Origin of the sequence: Citrobacter sp. CK180 (genome assembly GCF_030333655.1) — a bacterium.
Lineage (GTDB): Bacteria > Pseudomonadota > Gammaproteobacteria > Enterobacterales > Enterobacteriaceae > Citrobacter_B > Citrobacter_B koseri.
Window position 1 is genome coordinate 270,748 of the sequence record NZ_JAOWFM010000055.1, and the last position, 21,892, is coordinate 292,639.

Annotated in this window: 19 protein-coding genes; 11 read left to right on the plus strand and 8 right to left on the minus strand. The window is 55.0% G+C overall.

All coding sequences use genetic code 11. The annotated features are described in order from the left end of the window. Positions 1-93 precede the first annotated feature (93 nt). The 8 genes from yiaK to araD all read left to right on the plus strand — a co-directional run bounded on the left by yiaK (position 94) and on the right by araD (position 7,742). Positions 94-1,092 carry a 3-dehydro-L-gulonate 2-dehydrogenase gene (yiaK, locus tag OGV50_RS20090; RefSeq protein WP_071259234.1) on the plus strand — a complete coding sequence of 333 codons (999 nt, stop codon included), beginning with the start codon at positions 94-96 and terminating at the stop codon, positions 1,090-1,092. Between the two features lie 11 nt (positions 1,093-1,103). Beyond that, complete coding sequence (locus OGV50_RS20095; RefSeq protein ID WP_200093286.1) at positions 1,104-1,568, plus strand: YhcH/YjgK/YiaL family protein; 465 nt, start codon at positions 1,104-1,106, stop codon at positions 1,566-1,568. A gap of 22 nt (positions 1,569-1,590) precedes the next feature. Beyond that, positions 1,591-2,520 carry a DUF4862 family protein gene (locus tag OGV50_RS20100; RefSeq protein WP_104868035.1) on the plus strand — a complete coding sequence of 310 codons (930 nt, stop codon included), beginning with the start codon at positions 1,591-1,593 and terminating at the stop codon, positions 2,518-2,520. Positions 2,521-2,625: 105 nt separating this feature from the next. Next, positions 2,626-3,945, plus strand: coding sequence for an MFS transporter (locus OGV50_RS20105; RefSeq protein WP_047460323.1), 1,320 nt, complete (start codon positions 2,626-2,628; stop codon positions 3,943-3,945). A 90-nt stretch (positions 3,946-4,035) separates the two neighbouring features. Further along, the gene (locus tag OGV50_RS20110) at positions 4,036-5,541 is read left to right on the plus strand and encodes an FGGY-family carbohydrate kinase (protein WP_071259226.1); all 1,506 of its coding nucleotides are present in this window, start codon (positions 4,036-4,038) and stop codon (positions 5,539-5,541) included. Next, positions 5,538-6,200, plus strand: a complete 663-nt coding sequence (gene ulaD / locus OGV50_RS20115) for a 3-keto-L-gulonate-6-phosphate decarboxylase UlaD (protein WP_058668274.1) — start codon at positions 5,538-5,540, stop codon at positions 6,198-6,200. Before OGV50_RS20110 ends, ulaD begins: the two co-directional genes overlap by 4 nt. Next, entirely contained in the window at positions 6,193-7,053 is an 861-nt protein-coding gene (locus OGV50_RS20120; RefSeq protein ID WP_012135721.1) for an L-ribulose-5-phosphate 3-epimerase, read from the plus strand. Before ulaD ends, OGV50_RS20120 begins: the two co-directional genes overlap by 8 nt. After that, entirely contained in the window at positions 7,047-7,742 is a 696-nt protein-coding gene (araD, locus tag OGV50_RS20125; protein WP_012135722.1) for an L-ribulose-5-phosphate 4-epimerase, read from the plus strand. Before OGV50_RS20120 ends, araD begins: the two co-directional genes overlap by 7 nt. An 85-nt stretch (positions 7,743-7,827) precedes the next feature. Here araD and OGV50_RS20130 read toward each other — a convergent pair whose 3' ends face one another. The 8 genes from OGV50_RS20130 to OGV50_RS20165 form a co-directional block, all read right to left on the minus strand. After that, the gene (locus tag OGV50_RS20130) at positions 7,828-8,241 is read right to left on the minus strand and encodes a winged helix-turn-helix domain-containing protein (protein ID WP_012135723.1); all 414 of its coding nucleotides are present in this window, start codon (positions 8,239-8,241) and stop codon (positions 7,828-7,830) included. A gap of 510 nt (positions 8,242-8,751) precedes the next feature. Continuing rightward, positions 8,752-10,290, minus strand: coding sequence for an aldehyde dehydrogenase AldB (gene aldB, locus OGV50_RS20135; protein ID WP_047460312.1), 1,539 nt, complete (start codon positions 10,288-10,290; stop codon positions 8,752-8,754). A gap of 210 nt (positions 10,291-10,500) precedes the next feature. Beyond that, on the minus strand, positions 10,501-11,652 hold the full coding sequence (yiaY, locus tag OGV50_RS20140; protein ID WP_024131056.1) for an L-threonine dehydrogenase: 1,152 nt from the start codon (positions 11,650-11,652) through the stop codon (positions 10,501-10,503). Positions 11,653-11,838: 186 nt separating this feature from the next. Next, positions 11,839-13,686, minus strand: a complete 1,848-nt coding sequence (gene selB / locus OGV50_RS20145) for a selenocysteine-specific translation elongation factor (protein WP_058668276.1) — start codon at positions 13,684-13,686, stop codon at positions 11,839-11,841. Continuing rightward, complete coding sequence (gene selA / locus OGV50_RS20150; RefSeq protein ID WP_286488722.1) at positions 13,683-15,074, minus strand: L-seryl-tRNA(Sec) selenium transferase; 1,392 nt, start codon at positions 15,072-15,074, stop codon at positions 13,683-13,685. Before selA ends, selB begins: the two co-directional genes overlap by 4 nt. Positions 15,075-15,173: 99 nt before the next feature. Further along, positions 15,174-15,782, minus strand: a complete 609-nt coding sequence (locus tag OGV50_RS20155) for a glutathione S-transferase (RefSeq protein WP_200093282.1) — start codon at positions 15,780-15,782, stop codon at positions 15,174-15,176. Between the two features lie 174 nt (positions 15,783-15,956). Next, positions 15,957-17,093, minus strand: a complete 1,137-nt coding sequence (locus OGV50_RS20160) for an HlyD family secretion protein (RefSeq protein WP_200093280.1) — start codon at positions 17,091-17,093, stop codon at positions 15,957-15,959. Between the two features lie 2 nt (positions 17,094-17,095). Continuing rightward, a complete protein-coding gene (locus OGV50_RS20165; protein ID WP_200093278.1) occupies positions 17,096-17,479 on the minus strand; it encodes a DUF3302 domain-containing protein in 384 nt (127 codons plus the stop codon). Positions 17,480-18,010: 531 nt separating this feature from the next. Between OGV50_RS20165 and mtlA the strand changes: the two genes are divergently transcribed. The 3 genes from mtlA to mtlR all read left to right on the plus strand — a co-directional run bounded on the left by mtlA (position 18,011) and on the right by mtlR (position 21,887). Beyond that, positions 18,011-19,924 (plus strand): PTS mannitol transporter subunit IICBA, encoded by a 1,914-nt coding sequence (gene mtlA / locus OGV50_RS20170; RefSeq protein ID WP_012135735.1) that lies wholly within the window; start codon positions 18,011-18,013, stop codon positions 19,922-19,924. A 227-nt stretch (positions 19,925-20,151) separates the two neighbouring features. Beyond that, on the plus strand, positions 20,152-21,300 hold the full coding sequence (gene mtlD / locus OGV50_RS20175) for a mannitol-1-phosphate 5-dehydrogenase (RefSeq protein WP_286488723.1): 1,149 nt from the start codon (positions 20,152-20,154) through the stop codon (positions 21,298-21,300). After that, positions 21,297-21,887 (plus strand): mannitol operon repressor MtlR, encoded by a 591-nt coding sequence (mtlR, locus tag OGV50_RS20180; protein WP_012135737.1) that lies wholly within the window; start codon positions 21,297-21,299, stop codon positions 21,885-21,887. Before mtlD ends, mtlR begins: the two co-directional genes overlap by 4 nt. The last annotated feature ends 5 nt before the right edge of the window (positions 21,888-21,892 follow it).

The window sequence follows — 21,892 nt, forward strand, 5'->3', positions numbered from 1 at the left end:
CTGTCAAAATTTGATCGCTATATTTGAAATCAGATTTCGCATAGTGAAATTTAAAGATAAAAAAGCGGTCAAAAATAAACGGGAGAAGCAGGAATGAAAGTGACTTTTGAGCAGTTAAAAGAGGCGTTCAATCGGGTGCTGCTGGCGCGCGGCGTTGCGGCGGAAACGGCTGACGCCTGTGCAGAGATGTTTGCCCGTACCACAGAATCCGGCGTCTATTCGCATGGCGTGAATCGCTTTCCCCGTTTCATTCAGCAACTGGATAATGGCGACATCATTCCTGATGCCAGACCGCAGCGCATCACCAGCCTTGGCGCCATCGAGCAGTGGGATGCTCAGCGATCCATCGGCAATCTGACGGCGAAAAAAATGATGGATCGCGCCATTGAACTGGCTTCCGACCACGGCATCGGCCTGGTGGCGTTACGCAATGCCAACCACTGGATGCGCGGCGGCAGCTACGGCTGGCAGGCGGCGGAAAAAGGCTACATCGGCATCTGCTGGACCAACTCTATCGCCGTGATGCCGCCGTGGGGGTCAAAAGAGTGCCGCATTGGCACAAACCCGCTGATCGTCGCCATCCCTTCATCACCAATCACCATGATCGATATGTCGATGTCGATGTTCTCCTACGGCATGTTAGAGGTAAACCGGCTGGCGGGACGTGAGCTGCCGGTAGACGGCGGGTTCGACGATGAAGGCAATTTGACCAAAGAACCTGGCGTGATCGAAAAAAATCGCCGCATTTTGCCGATGGGCTACTGGAAAGGGTCAGGTCTGTCGATTGTGCTGGATATGATCGCCACCCTGCTTTCCGACGGTGCTTCCGTTGCCGAAGTTACCCAGGAAAACAGCGACGAATACGGCGTTTCGCAGATCTTCATCGCTATTGAGGTCGATAAGCTGATTGATGGCGCCACGCGCGATGCCAAACTCCAGCGCATTATGGATTTCGTCACCACCGCTGAGCGCGCCGATGAGAACGTGGCAATCCGTCTGCCAGGCCACGAATTTACCCGGCTGCGGGATGAGAATCGCCGCAACGGCATCACCGTCGATGACAGCGTATGGGCCAAAATCCAGGCGCTGTAAGGAGGCATAGCATGATATTTGGACATATCGCACAGCCCAATCCGTGTCGTCTGCCAGACGCGATTGAAAAGGCGCTCGATTTCTTACGTACCACCGACTTTCGCACGCTGGACCCTGGGGTGGTGGAAATCGACGGCAAAAATATTTTTGCCCAGATAATTGATTTAACCACCCACACTGCGGCTGAAAACCGTCCAGAAGTTCATCGCCGTTATCTGGATATTCAGTTTCTCGCCTGGGGTGAAGAAAAAATAGGGGTTGCCATCGACACCGGTAATAACCAAATCAGCGAATCGTTATTAGAACAGCGCGATATTATTTTCTATCACGACAGTGAACATGAATCTTTCTTTGAAATGGTTCCGGGAAGCTACGCTATTTTTTTCCCGCAGGATGTTCATCGCCCTGGCTGCAATAAAACGGTCGCGACACCCATACGGAAAATCGTCGTTAAAGTGGCAATATCCGCTTTATAAAACGTTATCTTTGGAGCACAACATGAAAACGAACAATACCGGTTATATTATCGGTGCGTATCCCTGTGCACCCTCATTTCACCAAAAGAGTGAAGAGGAAGAGAAGGAATTCTGGCGGCAACTCTCCGATACTCCTGATATTCGTGGGCTGGAGCAACCCTGCCTTGAACATCTTCACCCACTCGGCGACGCGTGGTTATTGCGCCATACGCCAGGCAACTGGCAAATCGTCGTGACGGCGATTATGGAAACCATGCGCCGTCGCGGTGAAAACCGCGGCTTTGGGCTGGCCTCCAGCAATGAAGATCAGCGTCAGGCCTGTGTGGCGTACTATCGCCACCTTTACCAGAAGATCACGACAATCAACGCGGCAAGCGCCGGGAAAGTGATCGCACTTGAGCTGCACGCCGCACCGCTGGCCGATAACCCAAACGTCGCGCAGGCAACGGACGCATTTGCCCGTTCAGTGAAAGAGATCGCTGGCTGGGACTGGCCGTGCGACCTGGTGCTGGAACACTGCGACGCGATGACCAGCGCCGCGCCGCGCAAAGGATTCCTGCCTCTGGACAACGTGCTGGAGGTGATTGCCGACTACGACATCAGCGTTTGCATTAACTGGGCGCGTTCCGCCATTGAAGGACGCAACACCACCCTGCCACTGACCCATACGCAGCAGGTAAAACAGGCCGGTAAACTCGGCGCGCTGATGTTCTCCGGTACAACGCAAAGCGGTGAATACGGCGAATGGCAGGATTTACATGCGCCTTTCGCGCCTTTCTGCCCTGACAGCATGATGACGCAAGAACATGCCCGTGAATTACTGACCTGCGCAGGAACAGACGTTCTGCAATTCATGGGTATTAAGTTACTGGAAATTAACGCTAATGCAGACGTCAGTCACCGCGTAGCGATATTACGCGACGGCATTACGGCATTAAATAACGCCAAATAATAAGACGTTGCCGGATGGCGGCGTAGGTCTGATAAGCAAAACGTCATCAGGCATTAAATAATTTACTTTTCATCGCCAGAATACTTACTTTACGAGAATACGAAGATGAATATGACCTCTCGCCCTACAGAAAAAGATATACCTCGTCAGCGTTGGCTGCGAATTATTCCGCCCATTCTGATTACCTGTATTATTTCTTATATGGACCGCGTGAATATTGCTTTCGCGATGCCTGGCGGAATGGATGCTGAATTAGGTATTTCCGCCACTATGGCCGGTCTGGCTGGCGGGATTTTCTTCATCGGCTATCTGTTCTTACAGGTTCCCGGCGGCAAAATCGCCGTTCACGGCAGCGGCAAGAAATTTATCGGCTGGTCGCTGGTTGCCTGGGCGGTTATTTCCGTCCTCACAGGCTTAATCACCAACCAGTATCAATTGCTTGCCCTGCGTTTCTTACTGGGTGTGGCGGAAGGCGGTATGCTGCCCGTCGTACTGACGATGATCAGCAACTGGTTCCCGGACGCTGAACGCGGTCGTGCGAACGCCATTGTGATTATGTTTGTGCCGATTGCCGGGATTATCACCGCCCCGCTCTCCGGCTGGATAATCACCGTACTCGACTGGCGCTGGCTGTTCATTATTGAAGGTCTGCTCTCTCTCGTCGTGCTGGTGCTGTGGGCGTACACCATTTATGACCGGCCGCAGGAAGCCCGCTGGATCTCCGGGGCGGAAAAAAACTATCTGGTGGAAACCCTCGCCGCAGAACAGAAAGCCATTGCCGGAAGCGAAGTCAAAAACGCCTCTCTCAGCGCGGTCCTTTCCGACAAAACCATGTGGCAACTTATCGCCCTGAACTTCTTCTATCAGACCGGGATTTACGGTTACACCCTCTGGCTGCCAACCATCCTCAAAGAGCTGACCCACAGCAGCATGGGGCAAGTCGGTATGCTCGCCATTTTGCCATACGTCGGCGCGATCGCCGGGATGTTCCTGTTCTCTTTCCTTTCCGACCGCACGGGTAAACGCAAACTGTTTGTCTGCCTGCCGCTGATTGGCTTCGCCCTGTGCATGTTCCTGTCGGTGGCGCTGAAAAACCAAATCTGGCTGGCCTATGCCGCGCTGGTCGGCTGCGGCTTCTTCCTGCAATCGGCGGCGGGCGTTTTCTGGACGATCCCGGCACGTCTGTTCAGCGCCGAGATGGCGGGCGGCGCACGCGGCGTTATCAACGCGCTTGGCAACCTCGGCGGCTTCTGCGGCCCCTACGCGGTTGGCGTACTGATCACGTTGTACAGCAAAGATGCGGGCGTCTATTGCCTGGCAATCTCCCTGGCGCTGGCCGCGCTGCTGGCGTTGTTGCTGCCCGCGAAATGCGATGCGGGTTCGACACCAGCAAAGACAATGAGCCCGCGTAAACACGCCGCGTAACACCATGCCCGGGGCGCAGCGCTTACCGGGCCTACAAAACCCGTAGGCCGGATAAGCGTGGCGCCATCCGGCAAAAATGAGACATGAAAGATGAGAGAGAAAGAGGCCTTCTGGCTGGGCATCGATTGTGGCGGTACTTATCTGAAAGCCGGTTTGTATGACGCCAAAGGTCATGAGCATGGGATCAACCGGCAGTCGTTACAGACGGCAACGCCACTGCCGGGTTACGCCGAACGCGACATGCACCAGCTCTGGCAACAGTGTGCAGCCACCATTACCGGGCTTTTGCAGCGTACAGGCATCTCCGGCGAGCAAATTAAAGGCGTCGGTATCTCCGCTCAGGGTAAAGGACTGTTTCTGCTCGACAGGCAGGATCAGCCGCTGGGCAGCGCCATTCTCTCTTCCGACCGCCGGGCGCTAAAGATTGTCCAGCGCTGGCAGCAGGATGGCATTCCTGAACAGCTTTACCCCGTTACCCGCCAGACGCTGTGGACCGGGCATCCCGCCTCTCTGCTGCGCTGGATTAAAGAGAACGACCCTCAACGTTACGCACAAATTGGCTGCGTGATGATGGGGCATGACTATCTGCGCTGGCGCTTAACCGGCATAAAAGGGTGCGAAGAGAGCAACATTTCTGAGTCCAACCTCTACAACATGAGCAGCGGGCAGTATGACCCGCGCCTGACCCAATGGTTGGGCATCAGTGAAATCGACGATACGCTGCCCCCCATTATGGGGTCAGCCGAAATATGCGGGGAGATCACTGCTCAGGCAGCCGCCATCACCGGTCTGAAGGCGGGCACGCCCGTCGTCGGCGGTCTGTTTGACGTGGTTTCCACCGCGCTCTGCGCCGGTATTGAAGATGAATTCACCCTCAACGCGGTGATGGGCACCTGGGCGGTGACCAGCGGGATCACCGAGGGGTTGCGCGACCACGAAGCGCACCCTTATGTCTATGGCCGCTACGTCAACGACGGGCAGTACATCGTTCACGAAGCCAGCCCTACCTCCTCCGGCAATCTTGAATGGTTTACCGCCCAGTGGGGCGAACTCTCTTTTGACGAGATCAACCAGGCCGTCGCCAGTCTGCCGAAAGCGAGCGGCGAACTCTTTTTCCTGCCGTTTCTGTACGGCAGCAATGCCGGGCTGGAGATGACCTGCGGCTTTTACGGCATGCAGGCGCTGCATACCCGCGCGCATCTGCTACAGGCCATTTACGAAGGGGTGGTGTTCAGCCACATGACCCATCTCAACCGTATGCGCGAACGCTTTACTGAGGCTCACACCCTGCGCGTAACCGGCGGCCCGGCGCACTCCGACGTCTGGATGCAGATGCTGGCGGATGTCAGCGGGCTGCGCATCGAACTGCCGCAGGTTGAAGAGACCGGCTGCTTTGGCGCCGCGCTCGCCGCCCGCGTCGGCACCGGCGTATACCGCAGTTTCAGCGAGGCTCAGCACGCCTTACGGCACCCGGTACGCACGCTGATGCCCGACATGGCCGCGCACCGTCTTTATCAGCGCAAATACCACCAATACCAGGATTTGATTCAGGCATTACAGGGCTACCACGCCCGCATTAAGGAGCACGCATTATGAGCCGACCATTACTGCAACTGGCGCTCGACCACACCAACCTTCAGGCGGCGCTTCACGATGTCGCCCTGTTACAGGACCACGTCGATATCGTTGAGGCTGGCACCATCCTCTGCTTAACCGAGGGGCTGGGCGCGGTGAAAGCGCTGCGCGCCCAGTGCCCGGATAAAATCATCGTTGCCGACTGGAAAGTGGCCGATGCGGGCGAAACGCTCGCGCAGCAGGCTTTTGCCGCCGGCGCCAACTGGATGACGATTATCTGTGCGGCGCCGCTCGCCACGGTGGAGAAAGGCCATGCCGTCGCGCAATCCTGCGGCGGTGAAATTCAAATGGAGCTGTTCGGCAACTGGACGCTGGACGATGCCCGCGCGTGGTATCGCACCGGTGTGCGCCAGGCGATTTACCACCGTGGGCGCGACGCGCAGGCCAGCGGACAGCAGTGGGGAGACGCGGATCTGGCACGGATGAAGGCGCTTTCTGATATTGGCCTGGAGCTGTCGATTACCGGCGGCATTACGCCTGCCGATCTGCCGTTGTTTAAAGATATTCGCGTCAAAGCATTTATCGCCGGACGCGCGCTGGCAGGGGCGGCGCATCCGGCGCAGGTTGCAGCCGGGTTCCACGCGCAAATTAACGCCATCTGGGGAGAGCAGCATGCGTAATCATCCGTTAGGTATCTATGAAAAAGCGCTGGCAAAAGACCTCAGTTGGCCGGAGCGCCTGGTGCTGGCGAAAAGCTGCGGCTTTGACTTTGTCGAAATGTCGGTGGATGAGACCGACGAACGCCTGTCGCGCCTGGACTGGAGCCCCACGCAGCGGGCGTCGCTGGTGACCGCCATGCTGGAAACCGGCGTGGCCATCCCGTCAATGTGCCTGTCCGCGCATCGTCGCTTTCCCTTCGGCAGTCGCGATGAGGCCGTACGCCAGCGGGCACGCGACATCATGACCAAAGCGATTCACCTGGCGCGCGATCTGGGTATCCGCACCATTCAACTGGCGGGTTATGACGTCTATTACGAAGAACATGACGAAGGTACGCAACAACGCTTTGCCGAAGGGCTGGCGTGGGCGGTGGAGCAAGCCGCAGCGGCGCAGGTGATGCTGGCGGTGGAGATCATGGACACCGCCTTTATGAACTCCATCAGCAAATGGAAAAAATGGGACGCGCTGCTCGCCTCGCCGTGGTTTAGCGTTTACCCGGATGTCGGCAATCTCAGCGCCTGGGGCAACGACGTCGCCGCTGAGCTGAAGCTCGGTATTGACCGCATCGCCGCCATCCACCTGAAAGACACGCAGCCGGTGACAGAGAACAGCCCCGGTCAGTTCCGCGACGTGCCGTTCGGTGAAGGGTGCGTGGATTTTGTAGGCATCTTCAAAACGCTGCATGAGCTGAACTACCGTGGCGCGTTTTTGATTGAGATGTGGACGGAAAAGGCCAAAGAGCCGGTGCTGGAAATTATCCAGGCGCGGCGCTGGATAGAAGCGCGTATGCAGGAAGGAGGATTCACATGTTAGAGCAGTTAAAAGCCGAGGTGCTGGCAGCCAATCTGGCGCTTCCGGCACACCATCTGGTGACATTCACCTGGGGTAACGTCAGCGCCGTCGATGAAACGCGAAAACTGATGGTCATTAAACCTTCCGGCGTTGAATATGACGTCATGACCGCCGACGATATGGTGGTGGTGGAGATCGCCAGCGGCAAGGTCGTTGAAGGCAGCAAAAAGCCCTCATCCGATACGCCGACGCATCTGGCGCTCTATCGTCGTTATCCGCAGATCGGCGGAATTGTGCATACCCATTCCCGCCATGCAACGATCTGGTCACAGGCGGGTCTTGACCTGCCCGCCTGGGGCACCACGCATGCCGACTATTTCTATGGCGCAATCCCCTGTACCCGGCTGATGACCGTGGAGGAAATTAAAGGGGAATACGAATACCAGACGGGCGAGGTAATCATCAAAACCTTTGAAGAACGCGGTCTGAACCCAATGCAAATCCCGGCGGTATTAGTCCACTCACACGGGCCATTCGCCTGGGGGAAAGACGCCGCTGACGCCGTGCATAACGCCGTGGTGCTTGAGGAGTGCGCCTATATGGGGCTGTTTTCGCGCCAGCTCACGCCACAGCTACCGGATATGCAGCCAGAATTGCTCGACAAACATTATCTGCGTAAACACGGCGCGAACGCCTATTACGGGCAGTAAGACAATAAAAAAATCCCTGGGCGTAAAACGTCCAGGGTAAGAATCCGAAGGCGACATCACGCTACGGAATAAACGGTTACTGACCTCAGCGATATCGGTATTGATAATCTACATTGTCCACCACACTATAAAGCGGTTGAATATCATCCAGTGCCAGTATGTATCCACTTCCTTTCACGCAGACAATTGAATTCTTCGGTAGCCCCAGCAGACTTAATTTATTATTTAGATTTTTGACGACTTTAGATAAACGCTGCGTGGAAGCACATAATTCATTTTTTTCCCAAACGTTGATGAGTAATTCATCCTTTGAGACATATTGTGAACGTGCATTGACCAAAAGGTAAACAAACAGATGGAGCATTGTCCGATTAAAAAACACTCCACAGAAAGAGATGACGCTATCCATTTTATTAACCGGCAGCCGGAAAATTCGAGCTTCGTTAATATCAAGGAATATTTCCCTGCCAATCATAAATCCATGTAACTGATATTCCATACTTTAGATACTCACGTTGAGCTAAACCAGAGATACCTGCTCATGTTCACCTCCTCCTTGATTATTGTGTAAGCCTCAAGTGTAAAAAAAAGCAATTTATTTTCAATAGTTAACCGACACAACTCTTTTCCCACACCTTTCTGATGGGGTATAGGTTTAATAGCTGAAAAAAATATTTGTATAAATTAATGTAATTACTAAAGACAAACGATTAGCAGTATAAGCTAAATAGACAGGGCCGGTGCATGTGACAATTAAATATTATATATTTATCTCAAATTACAGTTAATAATGCTGCGCCGGGTTCCCAACGACCGAACAGCGGCTTCACTCTCTCCGGCAAATCTGCCCGATGGCGCTACGCTTATCGGGCCTACATGTGCGGTTTCCCGTAGGCCGGATAAGACGAACCTCATGCCCGATGGCGCTATGCTTATCGGGCCTACATGTGCAGTTTCCCGTAGGCCGGATAAGGCGAAGCCGCCATCCGGCAACGTGGTTATACGGCGCTTAAAACAGCCCCAGCGGTTTATCGGAATAGCTCACCAGCAGACATTTGGTTTGCTGATAATGCTCCAGCATCATTTTGTGGGTTTCGCGGCCAATCCCCGACTGCTTATAGCCGCCGAACGCAGCATGCGCCGGGTAAGCATGATAGCAGTTGGTCCATACGCGTCCCGCCTGAATACCGCGCCCCATTTTGTACGCCAGGTTGCCGTTACGACTCCAGACTCCGGCGCCAAGCCCGTACTGGGTGTCATTAGCCAGTTCCAGCGCTTCCTCCATCGTCCTGAAGGTCGTCACCGCCAGCACCGGGCCAAAAATCTCCTCCTGGAAGACGCGCATATTGTTCTTACCAAACAGGATGGTCGGTTCGAGGTAATAGCCCTCTTTCAGCTCTCCTTCCAGCTGCTTGCGCCGTCCGCCGGTTAACACATCCGCGCCTTCTTTCTTACCGATATCAATGTAGTTGAGGATGGTTTCCAGTTGACCCTGGGAGACCTGCGCGCCCATCTGCGTAACGCTGTCGAGCGGGTTACCGCTGCGAATGCTTTCGACGCGACGAATGGCCCGCTCCATAAAGCGCTCATAAATGGACTCCTGTACCAGCGCGCGGCTCGGGCAGGTACAAACTTCGCCCTGATTAAAGGCAAACAGCGCAAAGCCCTCCAGCGCCTTGTCAAAAAACGCATCCTCTTCATCCATCACATCGGCGAAGAAAATATTGGGGGACTTACCGCCCAGCTCCAGCGTTACCGGGATAATGTTTTGTGTCGCGTACTGCATGATCTGTTGCCCGACTTCCGTCGAACCGGTAAACGCCACCTTCGCGATCCGCTTCGACGTCGCCAGATATTCGCCGATCTCTCCGCCCGCGCCGTTCACGACGTTGACCACGCCCGGCGGGAGCAGGTCGCCAACGATTTCCATCAGCAACAGAACCGAAAGCGGCGTCAGACGCGCAGGTTTGAGCACCACGCAGTTCCCCGCCGCCAGCGCCGGGGCCATTTTCCAGCTCGCCATCAGCAGCGGGAAGTTCCACGGGATGATCTGCCCCACCACGCCCAGAGGTTCATGGAAGTGATAGGCCACTGTTTCGCTGTCAACTTCGCTGATACCGCCCTCTTGTGCGCGGATACAGGACGCAAAATAGCGGAAATGGTCGATCGCCAGCGGCACGTCGGCGGCGCTGGTTTCACGGATGGGTTTGCCGTTATCCCAGGTTTCCGCCGTTGCCAGCAGTTCCAAGTTTTGCTCCATGCGATCGGCAATCTTAAACAGAATCGCGGCGCGATCCTGCACGGACGTATGCGCCCACTGTTCTTTCACGTTATGCGCGGCATCCAGCGCCAGATCGATATCTTTTTTGCCGGAAGAGGCGACTTCACACAGCAGTTGCCCGGTCACCGGCGTCAGATTCTGGTAATACTCGCCGTCTACCGGTGCGACCCAGTCTCCGCCGATAAAGTTGTCGTAGCGGGCTTTTAATTTCAGAGGAAAACCATACTCGCCGGGCTGAATACGCGTTGAAGGGGGATTATTGGTCATGACCGTCTCCTTACTGTAGGGGTACTACAAAGGTTAGACGGGACTGGCGAAATCTTCGCCAGCCTTTTACTGCTTTACGACTGCGGTCACGATATAGACAAGCGGATGTTTAAGCCGTTTCACCTTACCGCACAGTGTAGGCCCGATAAGCGCAGCGCCATCGGGCATGACGCCGGAATGACACGATGCGTATATCCGGCAATCACTCAATTACATCGCCGCGTGGTAAATCGCCATGATCTCGTCGTGGGTCGCCTGAATAGGGTTGGTCAGGCCACAGGCGTCTTTCAGCGCATTGGTCGCCAGCACCGAAATATCTTCTTCTTTCACATTCAGGTCGCGCAGACCCGCCGGAATGTTGACCTGCTGCGCCAGCTGACGGATAGCGTCAATGCACGCTTTCGCGCCGTCGGCTTCACTCATCCCGGTTACATTAACGCCCATCGCAGCCGCACAGTCACGCAGACGGCCTGCCGCGACCTGGCTGTTAAATACCTGAACGTGCGGCAACAGCACCGCATTACATACGCCGTGCGGCAGATTGTAGAAGCCGCCGAGCTGGTGCGCCATCGCGTGGACATAGCCCAGAGAAGCATTGTTAAACGCCATACCAGCCAGGAATTGCGCATAGGCCATCGCTTCGCGCGCCTGCGCGTTGCTGCCCTCTTCCACGGCAATCGCCAGGTTTTCCGCAATCATAGAGATGGCTTTCAGCGCGCACGCATCAGTAATCGGCGTTGCGGCAATAGAAACATAGGCTTCAATGGCGTGGGTTAACGCATCCATGCCGGTCGCGGCGGTCAGCGATTTTGGCATCCCCATCATCAACGAAGAGTCATTCACAGAGAGCAGCGGCGTAACGTGTTTATCCACAATCGCCATCTTAATATGGCGCGCCTCATCCGTAATGATGCAGAAGCGGGTCATTTCTGATGCCGTTCCCGCCGTCGTGTTGATGGCAATCATCGGTAGCTGAGGTTTCGCGGAGCGATCCACACCTTCATAGTCGCGGATGTCGCCGCCGTTCGCCGCCACCAGCGCGATGCCTTTCGCGCAGTCGTGCGGAGAGCCGCCGCCCAGCGAAATTACGCTATCGCACCCGTGTTCTTTCAGGAGTTTCAGCCCGGCAGCCACGTTTTCGGTGGTCGGGTTCGGCTGCGTGCCATCATAAATAACGCTGAAAATATCGCGTTCCTGCAACGCTTTCTGAATATCTCCAGCCATGCCTAATGTTGTTAACATGCTATCCGTGACAATTAATGTACGGCGAAAACCATATTCCGCCATGGTATTCATTGCTTCTTTTAATGCACCAGCGCCGATTACATTCACGGAAGGAATAAAAAATGTTGAAGCAGCCATTGTACCATCCTTAATTACTGAAATAAGGCTGGCAGCATACGGATGAACCTGTCGTGAAAATATGATCGCTGTTGTTATTTTCCCATTATAAAATATAAAAAAGCACATTAGGTTCATCGCCTGCTGTGCTTTATATAATTCAAGAAAATAATTGTATTAATTCATTTTCTATTTTAATAATTCGTATCATTCTTTTGCCGGAAATAATAACGCATCGCGTAATAAATGATCGTTTCCGCGACGGCGCGTGAATCCTGTCCGGTCAAAATACTCCAGAATCTGAATGGCGAGTTTTCGTCCAACATTCAGCCGATCGCGAAAATCAGCGGCGCAGGTCGAGCCTCTCTCCTGATCCAGTTCGCGGATCAGGTTCGCAAAAGCGACAATCCGATCGTTACGGTAATAACGATCTTTCACGATCGCGGTAATCATGCCCTGCTGTGCCGCCTGTCGCAGCACCTGCCGCATAACCTGCTCGTCCACGCCCTTTTCTTTCGCCAGATCGCGCACCCACCAGGGGTCGTCGCCAAACAGCGGCTCAATGTTTTGCCAGACGGCCTGCTGCTCGTCGCTGAAACCGGCTTTGTGATCCGGTAAATGCAACCAGCCGTGGTGGCTGTGAATCACGCCGCTTTCACGCATACGGTCGATGAGCAGCAGCACCAGCGCTTCGTCTTCCATCGGGAGCGCCATGCGCCGCAAACGCTCGCGCCCCGGGCCGGGCTCATCGCGATGGTGTTCGTGGTACATCGCGAGCGTATCCAGAATCTTACGCTGCCAGCGCGCGGCGACAGGGGCGTTCAACAGGCTGTAACCCGCCTGAATAAAACCATGCTGTTCAATAAGCTGGCGCATACCGTCGCCGTTGAGCTGCCGCGCCCACACGAAATCAGGAATATTCACCGCGCCGCGTTCGAGATGCGTCGCCAGCGCGGCGCTGTCATCCCTGGCGTTTTCCAGCGCCGACAGCCATTGCAGATATTCCGGTTTACGTTTACCGCGACGCGGCGAGTTGAGCGTCACCACGCGTGCGCCAGCAAGCGTGGTACGGGCAGAAATATCGCGTAATACCAGCCGGTCGTTATCGGCAAGCCATAGCGGCGTATCGAACACCAGTTCCGCCAGCGTGCCCTCCAGCAGGGAAATGCGTCCGGTGACATGGCTGGCGGCGTGGTGAATATGCAACGGTTGCCATTGCACGAGCGGCGCAGCATGTTCTAACGAAACGATGACGCGTGAAAAGGCATCCGGCGGTACGTCAGAGAGAAGCCAGTCGCCACGATTAAGCTGCTCTTTTTCCGCATCGCCCGCGATATTCAGCGCAATACGCTGTCCGGCATGAGCGTGTTCAGTCGCCTGATTCTGCGCATGCAGGCTGCGCACGCGCATTGGCTTATTCACACCGGTCAGCCACAGCGTATCGCCAACGTTCACTTCGCCGCTGAGCGCCGTACCGGTCACCACCAGCCCTGCGCCTTTCACCGTAAACGCGCGATCGATCGCCAGGCGGAAGCTCTGATGGCCGGGATGCGCGCGGCCCGTCAACTGCCGTAAATGCTCGCGCAATGCCTCAATACCGCGCCCTTCATTCGCGGCAGTGACAAACAGCGTCGCGTCGGCAAACCCGTAATGGCCCAGCGTCGCCAGAATCTCTTCCCGCACCTCTTCTATTCGCGCTTCGTCCACGCGGTCGGCTTTGGTCAGCGCAACCGTAAGCTGCGGATTACCCGTCAGTTGTAAAATTTGCAGATGCTCGCGGGTCTGCGCCATCACGCCGTCATCGCAGGCGACAACCAACAGCGCATGATCGATACCGCCCACGCCCGCCAGCATGTTGGAGAGAAACTTTTCATGACCGGGAACGTCGATAAATCCCAGCACGCGGCCATCCGGCTGCGGCCAGTAGGCATACCCCAGATCGATAGTCATACCGCGTTTTTTTTCTTCCGGCAGACGATCGGCATTCACGCCGGTAATCGCCTGTAATAGCGTTGTTTTTCCGTGGTCAACGTGTCCGGCGGTTGCAATAATCATTTCAACATCATCTCCATAAACCGGGTCTCGTCTTCAAGGCAGCGGATATCCAGCCACAGGCGACCATCGTAAATTCGGCCAATGATCGGGACCGGCAGCGCGCGCCAGCGGGCCGCCAGCGCCTCAAGACGGCTTCCGCGCCCGTCATGCGGCGTAAAGGTCAGCGCCGCGCTGGGCAGCCGATCAACCGGCAGCGAACCGCTGCCGATCTGCGACAGGCAAGGCATCACGTTTACCGCGAACTCCGCGCTAAAGCGTGCGGCAAGCGCCGTCTGTAGCCGCTGCGCCTGCGCCTGAATCGCCGCTTCACTGCGGGTTAACAGCCGCAGCGTCGGCAGTTTCTCCGCCAGCGCTTCCGGGTGCAGATAAAGTTGCAGTGTTGCCTCCAGCGCCGCCAGCGTCATTTTGTCGGCACGCAGGGCCCGCTTCAGCGGGTGGCTTTGCAGTTGCGCAATCATCTCTTTCTTGCCGACAATGATCCCGGCCTGCGGCCCGCCCAGCAGCTTGTCGCCAGAGAAGCTGACCAGGCTGACGCCTGCGGCAATCAGCTGCTGCGGCATCGGTTCTTTCGGCAAGCCGTACTGACTGAGATCCACCAGCGAACCGCTGCCCAGATCCGCCACCACCGGGATATCCAGCTCCAGCCCAATAGCGGCCAGCTCTGCCTCATCCACCGCTTTGGTGAAGCCTTCAATACTGTAATTACTGGTATGCACTTTCATCAACAGGCCGGTGTTTTCATTCACCGCCTGACGATAATCTTTCGCGTGAGTCCGGTTGGTGGTGCCCACCTCATGCAGCGTACAACCCGCCTGACGCATCACATCAGGAATACGAAACGCGCCGCCAATCTCCACCAGTTCGCCACGCGATACCACCACCTCTTTACCGTTCGCCGTCGCCGCCAGCATCAGCAACACGGCCGCCGCGTTGTTGTTCACAATACAGGCGTCTTCCGCCCCGGTAATGCGACACAACAGATCCGCCAGCGCCCGATCGCGGTGCCCGCGCCCGGCGCCATCCAGATCATATTCCAGTGTGACCGGAGCGCGCATTGCCTGCGCCACTGCGTCAATCGCCTCTTCCGCCTGCTGCGCTCGCCCCAGATTGGTGTGCAGCACCGTTCCCGTCAGGTTAATCACCGGACGCAGCGCGCTTTGCGCCTCTTTCGCCAGCCGGACATTCACCTCTTGCGCCCAGTTCTCGCACCACGTGGGCAGCGCCTGCGTATCGCGAATCGCTTCCCTTGCTTCATCCAACATCTGGCGAAGCAGATCCACCACCCTGGTGTGCCCGTGGGTGTCACGTAAAGAGAGAAAAGTGCTGTCACGCAGTAAGCGATCGATAGCAGGAAGCTGGCTGTAGAGTGAACGCGTTTCGGTTGTCATGAAAAAGGCCTGGCTGTTGGTGGCCCCCTCCGGTGCGGAGAGGGATATCGACATGAGGGGGATTGTACCGTGAGTTTGCTCAGGCGGACATAATACGCATCAAGCCTTTGGCGGTTCCGTGCGGGCAAAGCTTTCGCGTTGAAAGAGCGTTTCCACCAGTTTGACTAAGTGCGGTCTGTCCACACACCAGCCCGGCGCCACGCGGCGGAAATTGAGATAGCCCACAGCGCAGGCAATGGCGATGGTTGCCAGATTCACGGTATCGGTCTTAATCGTCCCGTCCACCAGATAGCCTTCCAGCGCGTCCAGGCTACGGTTGATTTTCTCGCGCTGGCGCAACAGTTCCGTTTCAGACTGCTGCGCCGCCGGGCGCGCCTGTTCACGCACGGAAACCAGACCGGCATCCATAATGCCGTCCGCCAGCGCTTCAATCTGCCGTACTTTCAGTGAGGCCAGCGGTTCACGCGGAATCATCACCGGAGCAATATCCAGTAACTCAATATATTCGGCGATTATCGGGGAATCGAACCAGCACTCTCCCTTATCCGTCACCAGCGCGGGGACTTTGCCAAGCGGGTTGAACTGCGCCACGCCGTTTTCCGCGTTGTAGGGAAGTTCATTCACAAATTCGAAAGTGATGCCCTTTTCCAGCAATAAAACCGAAATCTTTCGCACAAAAGGGCTGGTATAGCTGCCGATGAGTTTCATGCCGTGTCCTTTTTGCCAACAAAAAATAAAGTGGTATCAATAAATCTTGCCTTAGTTTTGCCGGATGGCGGCGCAAGCGCCTTATCCGGTCTACACATTGCAGACATTGTTCCTGTCGGTCTGATAAGCATAGCGCCATCAGGCATTTTTACTAAAAAGCAGGTGACGACCCGCTTAATGATCCAAATAAAGATAGTGCATCCAGCTGGTCATGCGCAGTAGCACCTTACGCATCACGGAGACATGGGCGAAGTGATCGGAGTAAACCGCAACCTGGGCGTAAATGCCGTCAGGCAGGGCATCCACATCACTATTCGGCTCCAGCTCAATCAACGCAAGCACGCCGTCCATCCCCGGCGTTACGCTTAAGGACTGTAATGTTCCCTGCGCCTGGTAAGAACCGCCGGGCACAACCGGTAAAATACTCAACAAATTGCCCTGGAATACCTGGCCGGGCAGCGCATTGAACACCACTTCGGCCTCATCTCCCGCCTCAAGACGTAATAATGAGTTCTGCCGGAACTGGGCGACAATTTGCCGTTTTTGTTCGGGAATAAAAACCATTACCGGGCGCAACGGCAGCGCGGCGGCATAGCTACCGGGCCGGATGAGCACCTGGGTCACATAGCCATTGCTCGGCGCGCGAATAACCGTCTGTTCAAGATTGTATTTCGCCTCGGCCAGTTGCGCCCGCAGGCTGACGATTTGCGACTGCTCGCCATCGACCATGCTGTCCAGTTGGCTCTGGATCTGCGTTTGCTCAGCAACAGAACCTTTTACCATCGCATCCTGCGCTAAATAGTTTTGCCGCGCGTTATCGATATCGCTTTCAGAAAACGGATTCACCCTCGCCTGACTGCCTTTCAGATAGCGCTGATAATCCTTATAGAGGCGGTCGCGTTCTGCGGACACCCGCGTGGTATTGGCCTGAGCCTCCGCTAATTGCGCCTTCAGGGTATGTATATTATGCGTGGCCGTGACCAGGTCAGCCTGTAACCTGTCGACCCGCGCCTGATACCGCACGGGATCGATTTTGAATAAAACATCGCCTTTTTTAATCAGCTGATTATTTTTATCCGTAACCTCACTCACAATACCTGTTACCTGCGGCGTAATGGGAATAGAAATAACCGCTTTCTGCGCCGTAAAAGTATAGGGGTGGTTATAGTTCATTAATAATATAAGTCCGCTAACTAAAAATACCCCGCCTAATGCCGCCGTGGAAAGTGTCCATTGGTTCACCGGAATCCTGAATATTTTAAATACCGCCCAGGCTAATGCTACGTAGGTCAAAACAATCAACAGATCCATGATTAGCTCTCCGACGGGGGAATATCAGGGGACTGTACCTCAGCCAGCTTTCGCTCCAGCGCTTCCACACGTTTCGACAAGGCGATAAGTTCCGGGTCAGGCTCCGGTTCTGACCCCGGCTCAGGCTCCTTTTCCTGTGGTGAAACATGCGCTTGCATGCCCCAGCCCCGTTCAGGCTGATAAAGCGTGGCCCAAATCCACAGAAACGGCCAAATAACATGAAGCGTAAACAGACTGACCCAACCAGCAGTATGAATAGCATCAGCATGGGGGTGGTTTCGTTTTTTAGCGATCAGATAAGGGATGTCATGAATCATGATGATTCCATAAAAAATCACCAGAAAAACAAAGATCAATACCCCTAACGCGAAATAATTTAGAAACATACCTGCTCCGGCTTCACGCTAATAAGAGTGTTAAATGACAGGCGGCGTATTACGATTCCACCGATATTTTGAACATAATTCGAGTCCGCCATTTTCGCCATCAAACCAAAAGATAATTTTGCACGGCGAGAGGTTGCTCAATTACACATCAGAATGAAGCATGAGACGGAATCTGCTTAAGATCACACCACACAGGTTTCGGATGAAAATATCTTGTGATTCAGATCACAAAAACCTAACAAACCCTCAAATCAAAAATGTGAAACAGTTCACATTTAAACGCTATTTCCATCGGTGATTCCGGGTTTGTTGTTTTTTTACACAGCTGTTTTGTGATCAATATCACATCAATAACCACCATCTACCCTATATTCATGTGATCTAAATCACACAACAAGCCAGCAACTGGACAGTTGAACGATTCAGTGCCAGATTTCGCACTATCTACAGGGTCCGGCTACCTCTGCCGCTACATTAACAAACCTCGGGCTTCGAGCCTGCGCGACAGCAAACATAAGAAGGGGTGTTTTTATGTCATCCGATATTAAGATCAAAGTGCAAAGCTTTGGTCGTTTCCTCAGCAATATGGTGATGCCAAATATCGGCGCGTTTATCGCGTGGGGTATTATCACCGCATTATTTATTCCAACAGGGTGGTTGCCTAACGAAACGCTGGCAAAGCTCGTTGGTCCGATGATCACCTACCTCCTGCCGCTGCTGATCGGTTATACCGGTGGTAAGCTGGTAGGCGGCGAGCGCGGCGGCGTGGTCGGTGCTATCACCACGATGGGCGTTATCGTCGGTGCGGACATGCCGATGTTCCTCGGCTCAATGATCGCAGGCCCGCTGGGCGGCTACTGCATCAAGAAATTCGATAGCTGGGTAGACGGTAAGATCAAATCCGGTTTCGAAATGCTGGTGAATAACTTCTCCGCTGGCATCATCGGGATGATCCTCGCGATTCTGGCGTTCCTCGGCATTGGCCCGGCGGTTGAAGTCCTGTCCAAACTGCTGGCAGCCGGCGTTAACTTCATGGTTGTCCATGATATGCTGCCGCTGGCGTCTATCTTCGTTGAACCGGCGAAAATCCTGTTCCTCAACAACGCGATCAACCACGGTATCTTCTCGCCGCTGGGTATTCAGCAGTCCCATGAGCTGGGTAAATCCATCTTCTTCCTGATCGAAGCTAACCCAGGCCCGGGTATGGGCATCCTGATGGCGTACATGTTCTTCGGTCGCGGCAGCGCAAAACAGTCTGCTGGCGGTGCGGCAATCATCCACTTCCTGGGCGGTATCCACGAAATTTACTTCCCGTACGTGCTGATGAACCCGCGTCTGATCCTGGCCGTTATCCTCGGTGGTATGACTGGCGTGTTTACGCTGACCATCCTGAACGGCGGTCTGGTTTCTCCGGCGTCTCCGGGTTCTATCCTGGCGGTACTGGCGATGACGCCAAAAGGCGCCTACTTCGCTAACATCACGGCGATTATCGCTGCTATGGCGGTCTCCTTCATCATTGCCTCCATTCTGCTGAAAACCAGCAAAGTGAAAGAAGATGATGATATCGACGCGGCAACCCGTCGCGTGCAGGATATGAAAGCGGAATCTAAAGGCGCATCCGCGCTGTCCGCTGGCGATGTGACCAACGACCTGAGCCATGTACGTAAAATCATCGTTGCCTGTGATGCCGGTATGGGTTCCAGCGCAATGGGTGCGGGCGTACTGCGCAAAAAAGTTCAGGATGCGGGTCTGAGCCAGATTTCCGTCACCAACAGCGCGATCAACAACCTGCCGCCGGATGTCGACCTGGTCATCACTCACCGTGACCTGACCGAGCGCGCCATGCGCCAGGTTCCGCAAGCGCAGCACATTTCGCTGACCAACTTCCTGGATAGCGGACTGTACACCAGCCTGACCGAACGTCTGGTTGCCGCGCAGCGCCACAACACCAACGAAGAGAAAGTACGCGACCATCTGAAAGACAGCTTTGATGAAGGGGATAACAACCTGTTCAAGCTGGGCGCAGAAAACATCTTCCTGGGTCGTAAAGCCGCCACTAAAGAAGAAGCCATTCGCTTTGCGGGCGAGCAACTGGTGAAAGGCGGTTATGTTGAGCCAGAATACATCGACGCCATGCTGGAACGTGAAAAACTGACCCCGACTTATCTGGGTGAGTCTATCGCCGTACCGCACGGCACCGTGGAAGCCAAAGACCGCGTGCTGAAAACCGGTGTGGTCTTCTGCCAGTACCCGGAAGGCGTTCGCTTCGGTGAAGAAGAAGACGATATCGCCCGTCTGGTCATTGGTATCGCGGCGCGTAACAACGAGCACATCCAGGTCATCACCAGCCTGACTAACGCGCTGGATGATGAGTCCGTGATCGAGCGTCTGGCGCATACCACCAGCGTGGATGAAGTGCTGGAACTGCTGGCCGGTCGTAAGTAAGTCCGTTGCCCGGTGGCGCTCGCGCTTACCGGGCCTACGATGTGCAGTTCCCGTAGGCCGGATAAAGCGTTTACGCCGCCATCCGGCATCATGTCCGGTGGCGCTGCTACCGGGCCTGCGGTGTACGGTTTCCTCTCCCGCAAGGGAGAGGGTTTGGGTGAGGGGGGAAGCCATGCGGTCCCTCACCCCAGCCCTCTCGGGTAAAAACATTAATGAAGGTTAACACTATGAAAGCATTACATTTTGGCGCAGGTAATATCGGTCGTGGATTTATCGGCAAACTGCTGGCTGACGCGGGGATACAACTGACGTTCGCGGATGTAAACCAGGTCGTGCTCGACGCCCTGAATGCCCGTCATAGCTATCAGGTTCATGTGGTGGGTGAAAATGAGCAGGTTGATACGGTTTCCGGCGTTAATGCCGTGAGCAGCATCAGCGATGACGTGGTTGAGCTGATTGCGCAGGTCGATTTGGTCACCACCGCCGTTGGGCCGGTGGTACTGGAACGCATTGCTCCGGCCATCGCCAAAGGCCTGGTTAAACGTAAAACGCAGGGGATTGAAGCGCCGCTTAACATCATTGCCTGCGAAAACATGGTGCGCGGCACCACGCAATTGAAAGGTCATGTGATGAACGCCCTGGCGGATGAAGACAAAGCCTGGGTTGAACAGCATGTCGGTTTTGTCGATTCCGCCGTCGACCGTATCGTGCCACCTTCTGCCTCCGCCACGAACGACCCGCTGGAAGTCACCGTGGAAACCTTCAGCGAGTGGATTGTCGATAAAACGCAGTTCAAAGGCGCGCTGCCAGATATTCCAGGTATGGAATTAACCGATAACCTGATGGCATTTGTCGAACGTAAACTCTTCACGCTGAACACCGGGCATGCTATAACCGCGTACCTCGGAAAATTAACCGGTCATCAGACCATCCGTGACGCGATTCTCGATGAGAAAATCCGCGCTGTGGTAAAAGGGGCGATGGAAGAGAGCGGCGCGGTGCTGATCAAACGCTACGGTTTTGATGCCGACAAACATGCGGCATACATTCAGAAAATCCTCGGTCGTTTTGAAAACCCGTATCTGAAAGATGACGTTGAGCGCGTTGGCCGCCAGCCGCTGCGTAAACTGAGTGCGGGCGACCGTCTGATCAAACCGCTGCTGGGCACGCTGGAATACGGCCTGCCGCACGTTAACCTGGTCAACGGCATCGCTGCCGCGATGCACTTTACCAGCGAAGACGATCCGCAGGCCCAGAAACTGGCTGCGCTGATCGCAAAGAAAGGGCCGCAGGAAGCGCTGGCGCAAATTTCCGGGCTGGATGTAAACAGCGAAGTGGTAGCGGAGGCGGTTAACGCATACAACGCGACCAAATGAGGCAAAATACGGCGCAGGTCATCCTGCGCCCGAATGACAGATTGTCAGATATGCAGGCAATAATGGAACAAACCCAGGCCTTTGAAAACCGCGTGCTTGAGCGTCTGAATGCTGGCAAAACCGTACGAAGTTTCCTCATCACCGCCGTAGAGTTACTCACCGAGGCGGTGAATATTCTGGTACTTCAGGTGTTTCGCAAAGACGATTATGCGGTGAAATACGCAGTGGAACCGTTGCTCGACGGCGATGGACCGCTGGGCGATCTCTCGGTACGTCTGAAACTGATCTACGGTCTGGGGGTACTCAGTCGCCCTGAATACGAAGATGCGGAACTGCTGATGGCGCTGCGTGAAGAACTGAATCACGACGGTAATGAATATGCGTTCACCGACGACGAAATTCTCGGGCCGTTTGGCGAACTGCACTGCGTGACGGCGTTACCGCCGCCGCCGCATTTTGAGACCTCTGACCCGGGTTTATACGCCATGCAAATTCAGCGCTACCAGCAAGCGGTACGCTCAACGATGGTGCTTTCCCTGACCGAGCTGATTTCTAAAATCAGCTTAAAAAAAGCCTTTCAAAAATAGACCGT